This is a genomic window from Dictyobacter vulcani (genome assembly GCF_008974265.1).
GTDB classification, from domain to species: Bacteria; Chloroflexota; Ktedonobacteria; order Ktedonobacterales; family Ktedonobacteraceae; genus Dictyobacter; species Dictyobacter vulcani.
In genome coordinates this window covers 322813-336508 of the sequence record NZ_BKZW01000004.1, presented here as the reverse complement: position 1 = coordinate 336508, position 13696 = coordinate 322813, and the positions used below count along the sequence as shown (strand labels likewise).

At 51.9% G+C, this 13696-nt stretch carries 15 protein-coding genes and 2 pseudogenes; 5 read left to right on the top strand and 12 right to left on the bottom strand.

From position 1 onward, the window contains the following. Positions 1–231 precede the first annotated feature (231 nt). The 6 genes and pseudogenes from KDW_RS28735 to KDW_RS28715 form a co-directional block, all read right to left on the bottom strand. Positions 232–1437, bottom strand: a complete 1206-nt coding sequence (locus KDW_RS28735) for a macrolide family glycosyltransferase (RefSeq protein ID WP_151759343.1) — start codon at positions 1435–1437, stop codon at positions 232–234. A 35-nt stretch (positions 1438–1472) separates the two neighbouring features. Continuing rightward, a pseudogene (locus tag KDW_RS36275) lies at positions 1473–1601 on the bottom strand (lanthionine synthetase LanC family protein); the annotation flags it as partial. Between the two features lie 159 nt (positions 1602–1760). Beyond that, positions 1761–2837 (bottom strand): annotated as a pseudogene (lanM, locus tag KDW_RS28730) (type 2 lanthipeptide synthetase LanM); the annotation flags it as partial. Beyond that, positions 2834–3988, bottom strand: coding sequence for a DUF4135 domain-containing protein (locus KDW_RS28725; RefSeq protein WP_151759341.1), 1155 nt, complete (start codon positions 3986–3988; stop codon positions 2834–2836). The pseudogene lanM and the gene KDW_RS28725, both read right to left, overlap by 4 nt. Then, positions 3967–4686: a hypothetical protein gene (locus KDW_RS28720; RefSeq protein WP_151759340.1), complete on the bottom strand. Its 720-nt coding sequence runs from the start codon at positions 4684–4686 to the stop codon at positions 3967–3969. Before KDW_RS28720 ends, KDW_RS28725 begins: the two co-directional genes overlap by 22 nt. A 280-nt stretch (positions 4687–4966) precedes the next feature. Continuing rightward, on the bottom strand, positions 4967–5551 hold the full coding sequence (locus KDW_RS28715) for a GNAT family N-acetyltransferase (RefSeq protein WP_151759339.1): 585 nt from the start codon (positions 5549–5551) through the stop codon (positions 4967–4969). A gap of 251 nt (positions 5552–5802) precedes the next feature. Between KDW_RS28715 and KDW_RS28710 the strand changes: the two genes are divergently transcribed. Beyond that, complete coding sequence (locus KDW_RS28710; protein ID WP_162005705.1) at positions 5803–6318, top strand: Rv0361 family membrane protein; 516 nt, start codon at positions 5803–5805, stop codon at positions 6316–6318. A gap of 30 nt (positions 6319–6348) precedes the next feature. On the opposite strand, the gene KDW_RS28705 is transcribed toward KDW_RS28710, so the two are convergent. After that, entirely contained in the window at positions 6349–6945 is a 597-nt protein-coding gene (locus KDW_RS28705) for a cytidylate kinase-like family protein (protein ID WP_151759337.1), read from the bottom strand. A 285-nt stretch (positions 6946–7230) separates the two neighbouring features. Here KDW_RS28705 and KDW_RS28700 point away from each other — a divergent pair, with 285 nt between their 5' ends. After that, positions 7231–7911: a hypothetical protein gene (locus tag KDW_RS28700; RefSeq protein ID WP_151759336.1), complete on the top strand. Its 681-nt coding sequence runs from the start codon at positions 7231–7233 to the stop codon at positions 7909–7911. 153 nt (positions 7912–8064) lie between these two features. Next, positions 8065–8328 carry a hypothetical protein gene (locus tag KDW_RS28695; protein ID WP_151759335.1) on the top strand — a complete coding sequence of 88 codons (264 nt, stop codon included), beginning with the start codon at positions 8065–8067 and terminating at the stop codon, positions 8326–8328. A gap of 601 nt (positions 8329–8929) precedes the next feature. Here the strand turns inward: KDW_RS28695 and KDW_RS28690 are convergent. Continuing rightward, positions 8930–9805: an aminotransferase-like domain-containing protein gene (locus KDW_RS28690; RefSeq protein ID WP_151759334.1), complete on the bottom strand. Its 876-nt coding sequence runs from the start codon at positions 9803–9805 to the stop codon at positions 8930–8932. A gap of 97 nt (positions 9806–9902) precedes the next feature. Further along, the gene (locus KDW_RS28685; RefSeq protein WP_151759333.1) at positions 9903–10220 is read right to left on the bottom strand and encodes a hypothetical protein; all 318 of its coding nucleotides are present in this window, start codon (positions 10218–10220) and stop codon (positions 9903–9905) included. Between the two features lie 779 nt (positions 10221–10999). Between KDW_RS28685 and KDW_RS28680 the strand changes: the two genes are divergently transcribed. Both KDW_RS28680 and KDW_RS33305 read left to right on the top strand, forming a co-directional pair. Next, the gene (locus KDW_RS28680) at positions 11000–11911 is read left to right on the top strand and encodes a VOC family protein (RefSeq protein WP_198925647.1); all 912 of its coding nucleotides are present in this window, start codon (positions 11000–11002) and stop codon (positions 11909–11911) included. 2 nt (positions 11912–11913) lie between these two features. Then, the gene (locus KDW_RS33305) at positions 11914–12096 is read left to right on the top strand and encodes a hypothetical protein (RefSeq protein ID WP_198925645.1); all 183 of its coding nucleotides are present in this window, start codon (positions 11914–11916) and stop codon (positions 12094–12096) included. A gap of 70 nt (positions 12097–12166) precedes the next feature. Here the strand turns inward: KDW_RS33305 and KDW_RS28675 are convergent, their stop codons facing one another. From KDW_RS28675 to KDW_RS34490, 3 genes are all read right to left on the bottom strand, one after another. Further along, positions 12167–12451, bottom strand: coding sequence for a hypothetical protein (locus KDW_RS28675; protein ID WP_151759332.1), 285 nt, complete (start codon positions 12449–12451; stop codon positions 12167–12169). Positions 12452–12488: 37 nt separating this feature from the next. Next, the gene (locus KDW_RS28670) at positions 12489–12716 is read right to left on the bottom strand and encodes an MbtH family protein (RefSeq protein ID WP_151759331.1); all 228 of its coding nucleotides are present in this window, start codon (positions 12714–12716) and stop codon (positions 12489–12491) included. Positions 12717–13333: 617 nt separating this feature from the next. Beyond that, positions 13334–13582, bottom strand: coding sequence for a PEP-utilizing enzyme (locus KDW_RS34490; protein WP_233098024.1), 249 nt, complete (start codon positions 13580–13582; stop codon positions 13334–13336). Positions 13583–13696: the final 114 nt, after the last annotated feature.

The window sequence follows — 13696 nt, the reverse complement described above, 5'->3', positions numbered from 1 at the left end:
CACGATTACAAGGTAGGGCTTGCGCCCAATACGTTTCGTTGAAGGAGAGAACCTCAACGGTATGGCGTGGCGTTGTGTACGTGGAGAGGGCGCCACACGCGGAGGCCGCACTGCTGCGTTTATGTGGAGCAACGGACTCGAAGCGTCCGCAGTGCTGTGGCGCCTACACCGCGACGGATCATATCTCGTGTGCCTGCTCGCACAGGCGGGTCGCAGGCGCAAGACATTCCGCTACGATGACGAAGAGGATGACATTGGGGCCAGTTCTCCGCGGGCATTCAATGAAAGGATGGCATCAACAGCTCTCTTATATCCTCCTTCGCTCTGGATACTACTGCGCATGGCCTGGATATTTTCCTCATAGTACGCGCGGCTATTGGTAATACGTTCAACAGCATCGCGCAACTGATCAACGGTCACGTTCTCGGGATTAAGAGCGATGCCCAGGCCAAATTTTTCGGCATTTTCTGCATTGATGGCCTGCTCCTCGATTTGTGGAATATAGATCACAGGCACGCCGGCCATGATGCTTTCAATCGTACTGTTCATGCCACCATGAGAGATGAAAATCGCGGTACGCTTCAGAAGCTCTAGCTGCGGGGCATAATTGACCACCAGGAAATTAGCGGGAACAGGTCCCAGGGCGAAGATAGTCGATTGACGACCGCGGGAGAGCACGACCTGCCAGCTGGTCTGAGCAAAGGCTTTCAGACAGGTTTTGAAGATGTCAGCGCGGTGGTTAAAGAGCGTGCCCAGAGCAATATAGAGCAGAGGACGACCGTCAAGAGCCTCAAAAGGGAAATCTCCGTTGCTGGCACGAGACTGGATTGAGGAGCCCACAAAGACATGGCGCTCATCAAAGGTCTGGGCATACGGCTGGAACTTGCGGGACATCATGTAAATATTGAGCGCTTCGTTGCCTGCAAAGACATCAAAGGGATCATCAGAGAGAGGCAGGGGCACATTGAGGAATTTACCGATCCTTGCGAATTGCGCGTAGAGAGGAGGCATAAAATATTTGGCCGAATCGTCTTTATCCTTGCCGCGCCAGATGTGGCTCTTATGCTGATGAATAGATTGCATCGAGAAATGTCTGTTATTGGCATAGGTACCACGAATGTTGATCGCTGGAATCTGCAAAGCCCTGGCAAATAGAGTTCCCCAGATGAAAAAGAAATCATAGATGATGAAATCCGTCTGCTCGGCGCGCAGGCTCTCGATGAGAATATTCGTACCACGCTCTTCATCTTCTAATGACAGCTTCCCAAAAAAGGGGAAGTCATGCCAGCGAGCGCCGGCCGCTTCAATGCTGTCTTTATGCTCACCCGTCATATAATAGTTGACGTGCTCACCACGTGAAACCAGTTCAGCCACCAAAGGTAGCGTGGGTAGCACATGTCCGTGGGCGGGAATACTGAAAAATGCGTATTTCGCCATCGTGTTTTTCTCTCCGTTTCTCTCGTGTGTGCTGATTAGCGTTGCGCTATTTTTGTGAAGGGAGGCGCTGCGACCAGGACAGATGGCACGCGTTCAGGTTCCGCGAGACGAAGCAACTCATAGCCTATGCCTGCCAGCCCGGTCATCAATCCAGGTGTTTCGATGCTTAATGCCGTGCTGCTCAATCGTGTGAGCGAAGTCGCCTGACTCGCTGTCACCTTTCTGCAATACTGATCAGCTTGCGCTTGTTGCGTTGTGGCGACTTCGCTAGCCGCGAGTGAGCGGCGTTCACGATTGCTTTTTAATGCCGTGGCAGTGAGCCAGCCATCGGTCTCGATGCTATCCAGGATGACGCCTCTAAAATAATTGAATTGTTCGTGGCACCATGCATCATCCAGGCTTTGTGTCGCGAGCAGCAACGTTTCGAGGTTTCCCAGATCGCCATGGCAGAGCGAGTGATTTCGTCCGAAGTGCGCCACCGTGGTTTTAAGTGCAACAGCTATCTCTGCGCGTATCTGCTCATCGTCGATATAGCGCAGGGAAGCAAGACGAGAAAGGGCGATGCCTGGTGCCCCATGGCACCAGGTTGCCTCCACTGACTCCTCTGCCTCCAGCAAGTCGGGCCAGTTCTGCGCCTGAGGCGAAAACACACTTCTTTCATAAGCCAGTGTCGCGAGTGCGAGCTTGTGAAAACGTTCCTCGCCACTGATGGCAGCGAGCGCGAAGAGACTGAGAGAGCAACCGGCTGTGCCATGTGACATTCCGGTGCGCGGCTCTACACCCACAGAACTTGTCCAGGCCAGCCCATCTTTGGCCGGGCGAGCATTCTCCAGCAGATGATCACCGCACATGCATGCAATACTCAGAATTTCTGCTTCCGGAAACACATGATATAAGCTCAATAAGCTGAGAATACATCCAGCAGATCCGCTCAGCAGATCGAACGCGGTATCTTTCTGAATCAGATCTGGTAGACGTTTAGCCAGCCGGTGAGCCTCAGTGAGCATACTATAATCATTCCAGATAGCGCCTAGATGCGAAAGCAGGTAGATAACAGATCCCAGACCTTCAAAAAGGCCCACGGCTTGCAGTGGCGCCTCGCAACGTACTACCTGCCGATACATCGTCAAATAGGCGGCTTCCACGACATCTGAATATTTTGTATTGCCGGTAATAATACCTAGATAGCTTAGAAAAAAGATAATGCCTGTATTCCCAGCATAGAGATCAGCCTTCGTTGCCGTAAGGAGCCACTGGTTTTCTGGAGTAAAGGTTGCCCCGATCCAGTTCACTCCTAGTGCATCACCTGTCGCGAGGGTACAGAGGCGATCTCCAATGCGACAGGCTACTGCCAGCAAGCGCTCACGCGTCACCTCTTTTCCCGCTGGAAGCGTAGCTATTGGATGTTTCCCAGAGGCAGTTCCTTCTCCATAAGCAAAGAGGAGAAAGACGCCTCGATAAACCAGTGTTGCCGCTCCAGGTCATCCTCATGCAGTCTGAGCACCGTCTGTTGCGCGATAGCTATGCCTGGTAGTTCAAAGAAATCGGTACCACTATCTGCTCTGCTGGAAAAAATGTCACAGGTGTCGGGGCGCGTAGTAAATAGAGGAATAGCACCAATCAGTAGTTCAGAGCGTTCACATACGACCAGCCGGGCGAGTTCAGGCTGTACTTTCACCGCTTGCCAGAGCTGATCAAAATAACGATCCCTCTCCAGCGCATCGCGCAGCAGATCAGGTTGGAAGCTTTCAGCAAGTAGCTGGCGATAGAAGTGTGTAGGACGAAAAGTACGACGTATTTCATCACGTTCAAAACGCGCCAGAGGACCATCAATAAAATCTTTACTCCTGGTCATTAAGAGGGTATACATGCGCTTAAAGCCTGCCACAAGGCTGGGTTGATACGCGAGCGCATCCCCATCAAGACCGGAGCCCTGTTGCCCATCCTTTGAAAATATCCCCATAGGCAACATACCAACGCGCATCACCGAAAACTGTAGCACATCCATCGATGCATCAAGATATATCGAATCTTTAGCACGCGCCTGAAAGAGCGTTTCCAGATCAAGTAAAAGAGGATGTTCGCCACTGGCGATCAGGTTCTCCTGCTGAAAATTGGTGGCATGAAGTGCATAGAGCAAGGCGAGCTGACCTCCTTGCCGCTCATAAAAGCGTTCTATCTCAGCCTGCGTCGTGCCCCCTGACACTTCAACATACTCGCGCCAGCCGTAGCCTTCACCAGGCAGGACTCTTACGGTCCTGAAAGAGGGTTGATAGCCCTGTTCATTCAGCCAGGTCAGCATTTCTTGAAAGTGCAGGTCAGTTTCCAGCGATCTTGACTTGTACAGGAGTCGCAGGCCAGAGCTGAAGCGCAACGTGATCGCACTACGCCCACCACTCGCTCCTGCCTGAGCCTCGATGAGCAGACCCGGATCTCTTTCCGGCGAGAAGGTTGTACAGAGCTGCTGCCAGTCAGAGCAAAGGTGACGCAAGAATTCCAGGGAGGTGTCCAGCCAGCGATTGATGATGATCATGATCTGGCGAGCCAGCACGGGTATTCTGCCATAAGCACCTGTAATGATTGCTTCTGACGCATCTGCTGGCTGAATTCTTGTAAGCGGTCTTCGGGTGTTTGTCCAGACAAGCGGCCATGCAAGTGCGCAACATTCAATTCAAGGACCAGCGTATGGTTGATGGCTTGAGAGAGCATCATGGTCAGGTCTGGCAAAAATAGGCTGGCGATGGTTTGAGGATCAAAAGGCAGATACGTGTACTCAGCATCCAGCGTGGCCACCCGACTCATAAAGCGGTCATGGGCATAGATACAAAAAATATTGAAGATAGGAATGAATGAATGTTGCGTTGCCAGTTGTGACTCATCTTCCATTCTGGAAACAGGGTCTACGCTGGCAAAGACTTCAGCCAGTTGCAACAGCCAATCGGGAGGTGGTGTCCGCTGTTGAACCGCTTCAATCGGCTCGCCAAGCAGTACAAGGAACTCTTCTTCAGTGAGTTGCTCGGCCGCCAGGCGTTGCGCAAAATTGACACCTTTGCTAAAAGCATCTTGCTCTTTCCATGCTTGTAATGTGCGCGCAGCGCGTTCTCTGTCACACGGCTCTGCTATCCTGGTGACCGAACATTGTGCTTGCAACGATGCCAGACGTTCCATCAATGTCATTGCATGATACCAGCATGGATTATCGAGCGCCAACGGAGAATTTTGTAGATGTTCCGGCGCAATCTCTTGCATAATTGACTCCTTGCATCAAACACCAGTACATTTAATACATTCAATGATTAAAATACATGTTATAATCCACTATCAATCTTATGGATTTTCATACTCCTGATATCATTTATTGTAACCAGTAGCCATGAAAAAACTATAGATAGGCCATAGTATTTTTTCTACGGTCATTACATGATAGCAGCATGGATTATCGCCCGCGAAACGAAACCTGCGCCGAGGAAAGATGGCCGTGTGTGCGTGCTGAAGCAAGGATATGCTGAAGGGAGAGGCTACCAGGTCTCTATGTGCTCGCCATTGCGTCGTTTTCCTGTACCGTGTTTGCCAATATTTTTACCATGCGCACATAGGGACGTTGATAGAGGGTGGTGTGTCGGGTAACCACATAGTGCAGGTGGGTATACAGATCTAATGCCGGCTTGTTCTCCTGCGCGACATTCAGCGCCATTTTAGGATAGTGGTGCTGGCGCGCCTGCTGCTCCGCAACGTATAGCAGGCGCGTACCGATGCCTTTGCGCCCCCATTTTTTGAGCACGGCAACCCCATCAATATACCACTCATCATCCTCCGCCTCGTTGACAAGCCAGTTTCCAGCGGCGGCATTGAGTCGTGCCTCATCGCGCCCACCAAAGCTCAAAACCAATCCAACCACTTCTGAAGCATATTCAGCGACCTGGATGTTTTGATAGCTAAAACGATTGCCGTCCTGACGGAAGAAGTCTTGCAAATGCTCGATAAAGCCGCCCTCGTGTTCAGCGGGCAGGGGATAGGTCAATTGTGTATGTGTATACGCAGAGGAAAGCAGGACCGCCGCGATCTCAGCGTCGGCCGGCTGTGCTGGCCTGGTCTGTAGTAAATCTTGCATCATTTCTCACTAAATGGTTGCCATCGCTATGTTTGATGGTCGGACAATCTGTACCTATCACTATATCACCCCATGCAGAAACAAGGTAGGTTCGACCCTCTTGATCTTTTCACACAAGGCGTCTTTCAGGGTGCGAGACCGGAGCCGGCGGGTATCATCATGGGAGAAATGGAGTTATCTATTTATTCATCTGTATTTATGCTAAGATATCCAAAACAGGCGTAAAAGCCGGGAAAATGTTAAAAGGAGAAATTATGTCGCAGATTGATCAGTCCGGGCAGCCAGTCGAAACGACAAATAATGTCGGGCAGAGTATTATTTCAAGTACGACAACGCGCAACACCAGACGCCGCCTCTGGTTTATGGCTATTATGGTGGTCGTATTACTTGTGGTGGTGGTGGGTGCGATTATTTTTATGACTCATGGTTCCAGCGATGATCCTCAGACAATAGTCGGAAACTATTATACTGCCCTGAAGAACAAAGATTATGATACGGCAATCAAATATATACAGGTAACAAATGCTCCCAATCCGAGTATGAATGTCACGACTGCCGGTGAATTGCAGACACAGGAACAGGCGTGGCAAGGCACCTATGCTGGCCCGATCCAAAAATACAAAATCAATAACCAGTCGATTAATGGCCAGTTCGCTTCGGTCAATGTCACCATCTCGCGCGGTACCACCTATACGATGGATGTCCAGCTGACGCAGATGAATGGCAAGTGGATGATCACTGGTGGCGGCGCACCGGGCTATCTCTATTAAGAGACACCAGCTTTCCCACATATTTATGCTTTACGCACCGGATGGATGGAAGAGGCTCTGGGCCTTGAGGTCCAGGGCCCGCAGGGCGAGTTCGGTTGAGCAGGGCAGGTCCAGGAATCCGGTATTGATCGTCAGGTCGTAGAGGTGCGCATCAGTAATCGAGCAGTGATGGAGCTCTTTGATACTCTCCTCACGTTCACGATCTTTTTTGTGGATCAGCTCTCTGGCGACGGCGGCATTCAGTCCTGCACGGTGCATCACTCGTTCAATACGCTTCGGGAGTGGAGCGACGACCCGTACGTGCAGGACATCGCGATAGCTGGCGAGCGTGAGCTGCGCACCACGACCGACAAACACGACATGGCCCAGTTCGCCGGCGGTTAGCAGGACCTGCTTGAGGGTCAGCCCATAGGTGATATCGTTGACGTTGAGGGCCGCTACATCATTCGGCAGTACCGGTGGCGAAAAATAGCTCATAGCTTCAAAGAGGCGCTGAGCAAAACCCTCCACCTGCTCGTCATGGATACAGGCCACCTCGGGACTCACCCCCAGCTTCTGAGCCACCAGCTGGACAATCTCGGCATCCAGCAACCGCCAGCCCAGGCGATCCGCCAGCCTCCTGGCTATGTCCCCTCCCCACTACCATACTCCCTGGACACGGTAATCGCACGCATTGAAGTTGGATGAAGATGCTGATTCATAGATTTTGCCTGCCTTCCTGCCGGTATGCACTCGCCAGCGTTACCATCATCTCACGTTTGGGCCACCAGAAAAGTTATCTGCGCCTCAACTGATCGCTCTCCGTGATAAGATAAAGACAACCTATATGTATAAGACGAATAAAGTAACGCCAACGCTGGCTTTTTGCATATACCAGAAAAAAATCATGTATATAAGAAGGACGTAGCTGAGATGTCACACCAACAACCCACGATGCTCCCTGCAAGCTGGCAGGAGATCGCCAACCGGCTTGCCAGTGCCACCGATCCGACTGGAGCACCGATCGATGCTGGCATTATGGAACTGGTGATCGCCCTCAATGTGCTCGGTGTCCAGACCAGTTCCTCGTGTGAAGGCCACATGGACCGAGGCTATGCCGCGCCGTGGGTGGATTTTCATGCTGTGGGAACCGAAGCAGTGCGTCGTCAGGCCTCGGAAGCCAATCGAGCCTTGCGCGAAGCCGAGGAGCAAGGAGCAGCAGCGGAGCACATTGAAAGGTTGACGCGCGAAGTATTTCGCCTCGCCAGCGCCGAGCAGGTCACCTATTACAAAGGAGCCTGGCTGGTCCATCAGGCCCTGGAGGCATTCTATGAGCAGCACCAGAGCCCTATGACCAGCAACTCTATCTGCACAGCGACAGCTTTGGCTACAGCCGCCTGCAACCGCACGGCATCGACTACCAGCCCCAGCGCCCCCGCGACCTCCAGGCAACCAAACTCACACAATACCAGCAGGAAATTCAGGCCTTTACCCATTTCCTCAAAACTATCTACCTATCCGCTCACCATTGACCGGTCCCTCTATAACAACCTTCCTTCACCCCAGCGACGGCAGGTCTTGAACCTGCGATCAGCGGACGTACGACCAAAGTAACGGCAGGTCTTGTGCCCAATACGTTTCGTTTAAGCACTTTTGTGGTTGCAAAAGCTGTTGTAAAAAAAGCAGCGGATCGTCCGTGGAGAGGGCGCCACACGCGGAGGCCAGCATGCGGCGTGATCGTGGAGCGAGGGGCTCAACGAGCATCGCATGCCTGTGGCGCCTACACCGAGACGGATCCTGTTTCGTGATCCTCTTCGAGAAGGTACGGGGAGGATCCACGCGCTCTCCCACCACGTTGCTAGCGAGCAGGCCACGGCACACACGATCCGTGTAGGCGCCACAGCACTGCGCGTCGTTCGAGCACGCTGGCCTGCGCAAACGCAGCAGGGCGGCCTCCGCGTGTGGCGCCCTCTCGACGTATACTTTGCTTGCTGGTCACGTCGAACCATCTCTCAACGTCTCGCTACGTGAAAAGTATTAGGGCTTGGGCCTGCTAGCACGCCTCCCAACGTAACGGCAGTCTTGTGCCTGCTAGCAATTCACGTACGAGTAAGCACCATCCAAAGGCGGGACATGCTATCATGACGACTACGTGTGTGAGGAACCTCTCAGAGGTGATCAGGTCGCAGGCTCAAGCCCTAATACTTTTCACGTAAGCCTTTTTCTGGACGAGATTGACGAAAGCATCTAAGCCGATCAGAGGCCCAGTGACTTCAAAGGATCAAGAAAAGCGAACAGGTAGGTTCGACCCTTTGGGTCGATTCGTGCCTGCATGATATCCGTGCTTGACCATGAGCAAGCCTCTTCACGCCTTGCTTCACCGCTTTTTCACTTGCGTGATCCTGCGGAGGTGAGGGTAGCGTGGAGGCACCCGAATCGACCCAAAGGGTCGAACCTACACTTTTTACCTCTCTTGATCTTTGAGAAGGTGTTCCTTCACCGCCATGCTATCATTTCAGCCATTCAATCCTTAAGTGAAAAGTATTAGGCTCAAGACCTGCCTTGCAATCGTGTGAGCGAAGCTAGCCGCGACTGAGCGGCGTTCACGATTGTCTTTCAAGGGCACCTGCCACTACGGTGAGGTGTGGGACCGGATGAACTGCTGAAAACGGGCAACGCCTGTTGCTATTTCCTGTTGGGTGACGGCACTAAAGGATAGGCGGACCTGGCGTTCGCGACCAGGCAGCAGGGTGAAAAATGAGAGGGGACATACAATGACATGGTATTCCTGGACACATTGTTGCAGGAGTTGCGGGGTCAACACAAATGGGAGCGTGACGGTCAGAAACAGGCCGCCATGTGGATAATTCCAGCTGACACGATCAGCCAGCACAGGATCACTGCCAAAGTGCTGCTCCAAACTCTGGAGCAATTGGTCCCGATTCGCACGGTAGTAGCGCTTCTTTTCTGTCAGCGAGCTCTTCAGCGAACAATCGTGTTCCAGCAGAAAACCACCAATCATGGCCTGCGTTACCGGTGAGGTATTGACGGATATCAGGCTTTTGACTTTGGAGAGCTCTTGCGCCAGGTATGGACCAGCCTCGCCGTCCTCGTTGGCGATCCTCTGGTCAGCCAGCATAAAGCCAACACGCAGGCCAGGAAAGAGTAGTTTGGAGAACGTCCCCAGATACACCACCACTCCCCATTGATCAAGTGCCTTCAGGGTCGGAAACGAATCGCCATCATAGGCCAGCATCCCATAGGGATTATCCTCAAAGATGAGCATGTTTTCCTCATGCGCGATACGCAACAAACGCTGGCGCTCAGCCAGCGGCAGACTGGTGCCCAGCGGATTATTGAAGTCCGGCACCAGATACAGCGCACGCGGCGTTTTCCCCTGCTCCTTGATGTGCTGGATCGCCTCCTGGAGCGCCTCCAGATCGATTCCTTCGTCCGCAGCTCCTACCGCATAGGTTTCGACACCGAGGATCGTGGCAATGCCAGTCATGCCATTATAGGCGGATCCGCAATCAACAAGACATCACGCGACCCATCAAAGAGCGCGGCCGCCAGAATAGTCATGGCTTCTTGCAGACCATTGGTAATCATGATCGCCTCTGGCTCAACCTGGATATTCTCGTCACGCGCCAGGAAACGCATACCAGTTGATTAATAATGCCATTGGTTTTACTATATTGCCCCAGTTTTTGTCGAATATGTACGGGCGCAAGCTGATCCGTTGCCTCAACACTGGCCACATAGCGACTCAACGCTTCCTGGCAACCTGCCACATCACAAAACTGGTCCGCCGGCCGACCAGGCGCAAAAGAGATAGCATCCGGATAACGCATCACAATCTCATTAAGGAAGTTCATCACATCAAGCGACTCATCACGCAACTTCACCGGTCGTGGTATCAACATATCTCTCGATTACCCTTCTATTCAGCAGTTCTAGTACTCTGTCAACGTTGATGACAAAGGCAGGGGTGCAGGGGATGCAATCCCCTGACTGGGTTCCAGGGCTGTGCCCTGGTCTCCCTCCCCCTCTCAGAATTCTAGTGCTCTGCCAACCTTGATGACAAAGGCAGGGGTGCAGGGGATGCAATCCCTGACTGGGTTCCAGGGCTGTGCCCTGGTCTCCCTTCCCCTCTCCCGCCCGCGTAGCGGGCGCACAACTCATCACACAAAGTTTGACAATGTACTAGTACCAGACATCATAGTATATAAGTATAAAGAACAAAATATTTTAAGCAATTCATTTAATACACGCTATTTATTTCTATTATCCAACTACATAAAATTAATAATGCAATAAATACTGGATAGAATTACTGCTTTTGAATATTACTTTTCTATTTTCACAGGATATAACTGCATATTTATTATTTTAATTTTTTTAGCTTGACAAGCTGATTCATTTCATTGTAATTTCTAATTAATGTATAGCTATCTTTAAATTTATTTTTCTTAAAAAATCCTTTTTTATTCAATCACAGGACTCACAGAAAAGCAACATAGATCAGCTGCTTTTCATCTATTTTATTCGTCAACAAGTTCTTTGAGAGAGGATTATTTGTGCACCCTCTTCTTTAAGGAAGCCATGGCAACAGGTTGGGATTACACTATTTTTTTGGCGGGCCTCAGTTCCAATCGCTGGAACTGGTTGATATAGCAGCAAAACCATTTGCAGGAGGATTACGATGCCAGTCATGCCTTCAGGAGAAGATCCAATTCAGTTGCAGGGAATTGATTATGTCGAGCTCTACGTTGGGAATGCACTCCAATCCGCGCATTTCTATCAGACTATTTTTGGTTTTACGCCGGTGGCCCATAGTGGTTTAGAAACAAATAGTCGTGATCGTAAATCCATCGTCATGAAGCAGGGCGAGTGTACGCTGGTGCTGACGGCACCACTCCAGGCCGATGGCCCGATTGCGGAGCATGTCCACCGCCATGGTGATGGACTCAAGGATATCGCTTTCCGTGTGGAGGATGTGGCGGCGGCTTTTGAAAAAGCGCTGGCGTTCGGAGCCCGCTCCGCGCTGCCCCCGACCGTCTTTCATGATCAATGGGGCACGATTACCAGAGCCACGGTTACCACTTATGGAGATACCACGCATTCTTTTATTCAACGCAATGATTTTACTGGTATCTTTCTACCAGATTACGCACCCCTGGAGAGGACTCCGGTCGCAACGGCTGGCTTTGCCTGCTTCGATCACTTTGCGGTCAGCCTGCCACGCGGCGAGGTCCAGACCTGGGTGGATTTTTATAAACGTGGCTTTGGCTTCGCGCAAATTCATGAAGAAGGTATTCAGACCGAATATAGCGCCATGAGCTCGATCGCCGTCCAGGATCCAGCCGAAAAGATCCGCTTTGTGTTGATTGAGCCCAAAGATGGAAAACGCCGCTCCCAGGTTGAGGAATTCCTGCAATTTTATGGCTCGCCCGGCGTACAACATATCGCCCTTGAGACCAGCGATATTATTGAAACCATCAGCGCGCTACGCAGCCGTGGACTCGGTCTGGTGACGGCGCCAGCGAGCTACTATGATCTACTCCCCAGCGGGTCGGACCTATCACAGAAAACATTAGCACGCTCCAGGATCTAAATGTGCTGGTCGATCGGGACGAATGGGGTTACCTGCTCCAAATATTTAGCCAGCCCGTGCAGGATCGTCCGACGCTCTTTATTGAGATTATCCAGCGTAAGAATGCCCGTGGTTTTGGCAGTGGCAATATTCAAGCCCTTTTCCATGCACTCGAACTCGAACAAGCCCGTCGCGGCAATCTCTAAGCAATAGAGAGGATATTACCGACTGGTAATATCCCCATTGAAAAAGAAGCAAGGCGTCAGGATACGCCCTTTAATGCGAGGTAGGGCTGGCGTCTACCTCTTCTTGAGAGGTGGCACGCAGATCGGCAGGAATCTCAAAGTGTAACTCGGACTGACAAAATGCTTGCCAGGCAGGTGTTACCTGATCAAATAAAGGTGACTTATCCTGGATCGGACTGAGGACAACCGTAAAATCATCCCAGATATAGCAGACCGTCTCATCGGTCAATGCACTATCGCCTTCCGGCTGCTGCTCAGTCCAGTCAGGATATGCACGCAATTCTTTGAGCTGATAGGCTTTACAGTATTGACGCATTGTGCCCCTTTCCTTTATGTATAGCCAGACAGGACAGTTAATTTTGCTTTGCAGCTTGCTCTTCCATATGTTTGCGCAGGCTTAAAGGTCGCATATCCGTCCACACCTCTTTAATATGGGCCAGACATTCACTCTTAGGTCCGCTTTTCCCGACTTCACGCCAGCCCAGAGGAAGCTCGCGATCAGCTGGCCAGATAGAATATTGTTCCTCATGATTGACAACCACGCTATAAATAGTGTTATCCTCTTGTTCGTCTCGTGCCATGAAAGATGCCTCCAACGTCTACACTAAAATCATTATCACCAATTTGCAATAAAAGCTTCAATAATAAGTCTTCTATTGCAAAAACCAATAAAAGCATAAGCTAAACCAGGACTTATTGTCAAGCCAAAAATATCCCAAAGGAATGCTCGAAGAAAGAGTGAAAAGCTGTAGCGGCAGGTCTCGGGCCCAATATTTTTCGTTTAACGAGTTTTGTGGCGGCGAAAGACGTTGTGGAGAAAAGCAGCGAATCATACGTGGAGAGGGCGCCACACGCGGAGGCCGGCATGCGGCGTGATCGTGGAGCGAGGTGCTCAACGAGCATCGCATGCCTGTGGCGCCTACACCGAGACGGATCCTGTTTCGTGATCCTCTTCGAGAAGGTACGGGGAGGATCCACGCGCTCACCCACCACGTTGCTGTGCGAGCAGGCCACGGCCACGGCACACACGATCCCTGTAGGCGCCACAGCACTGCGCGTCGTTCTTGCACGCTGGCCTGCGCAAACGCAGCAGTGCGGCCTCCGCGTGTGGCGCCTTCTCCACGTACACCTTTCTTGCTGGTCACGTCCAACCTTCTCTCAACGTAGCGCTAAACGAAAAGTATTAGGTCTCGGGCCGTTACGAGAGAATTTCGACGGTGCCCTGGCCGCCGTTGACGCGTACGAGGTCGCCGGTGTGCAGGCGCATGGTGGCGTTGCCACAGCCAACGACGGCGGGAATGCCGAGCTCGCGGGCAACGATGGCGGCATGTGAGAGGGGTGCGCCAACGTCGGTGACGACGGCGGCGGCGCGTGGGAAGAGCGGTGTCCAGCCGATATTGGTAACGATAGTCACCAGGATCTCGCCCGGTTGTAGCTCGTTGCCCATGTCCACGGTCGTGATGACGCGCACGCGGCCCTCGATGCTGCCTTCCGCACCGGGAAAGCCGGTGATCAGCTCGCTCGTGGATGCAGGTGTCTGGCCGCTGGCATCAAAGACATC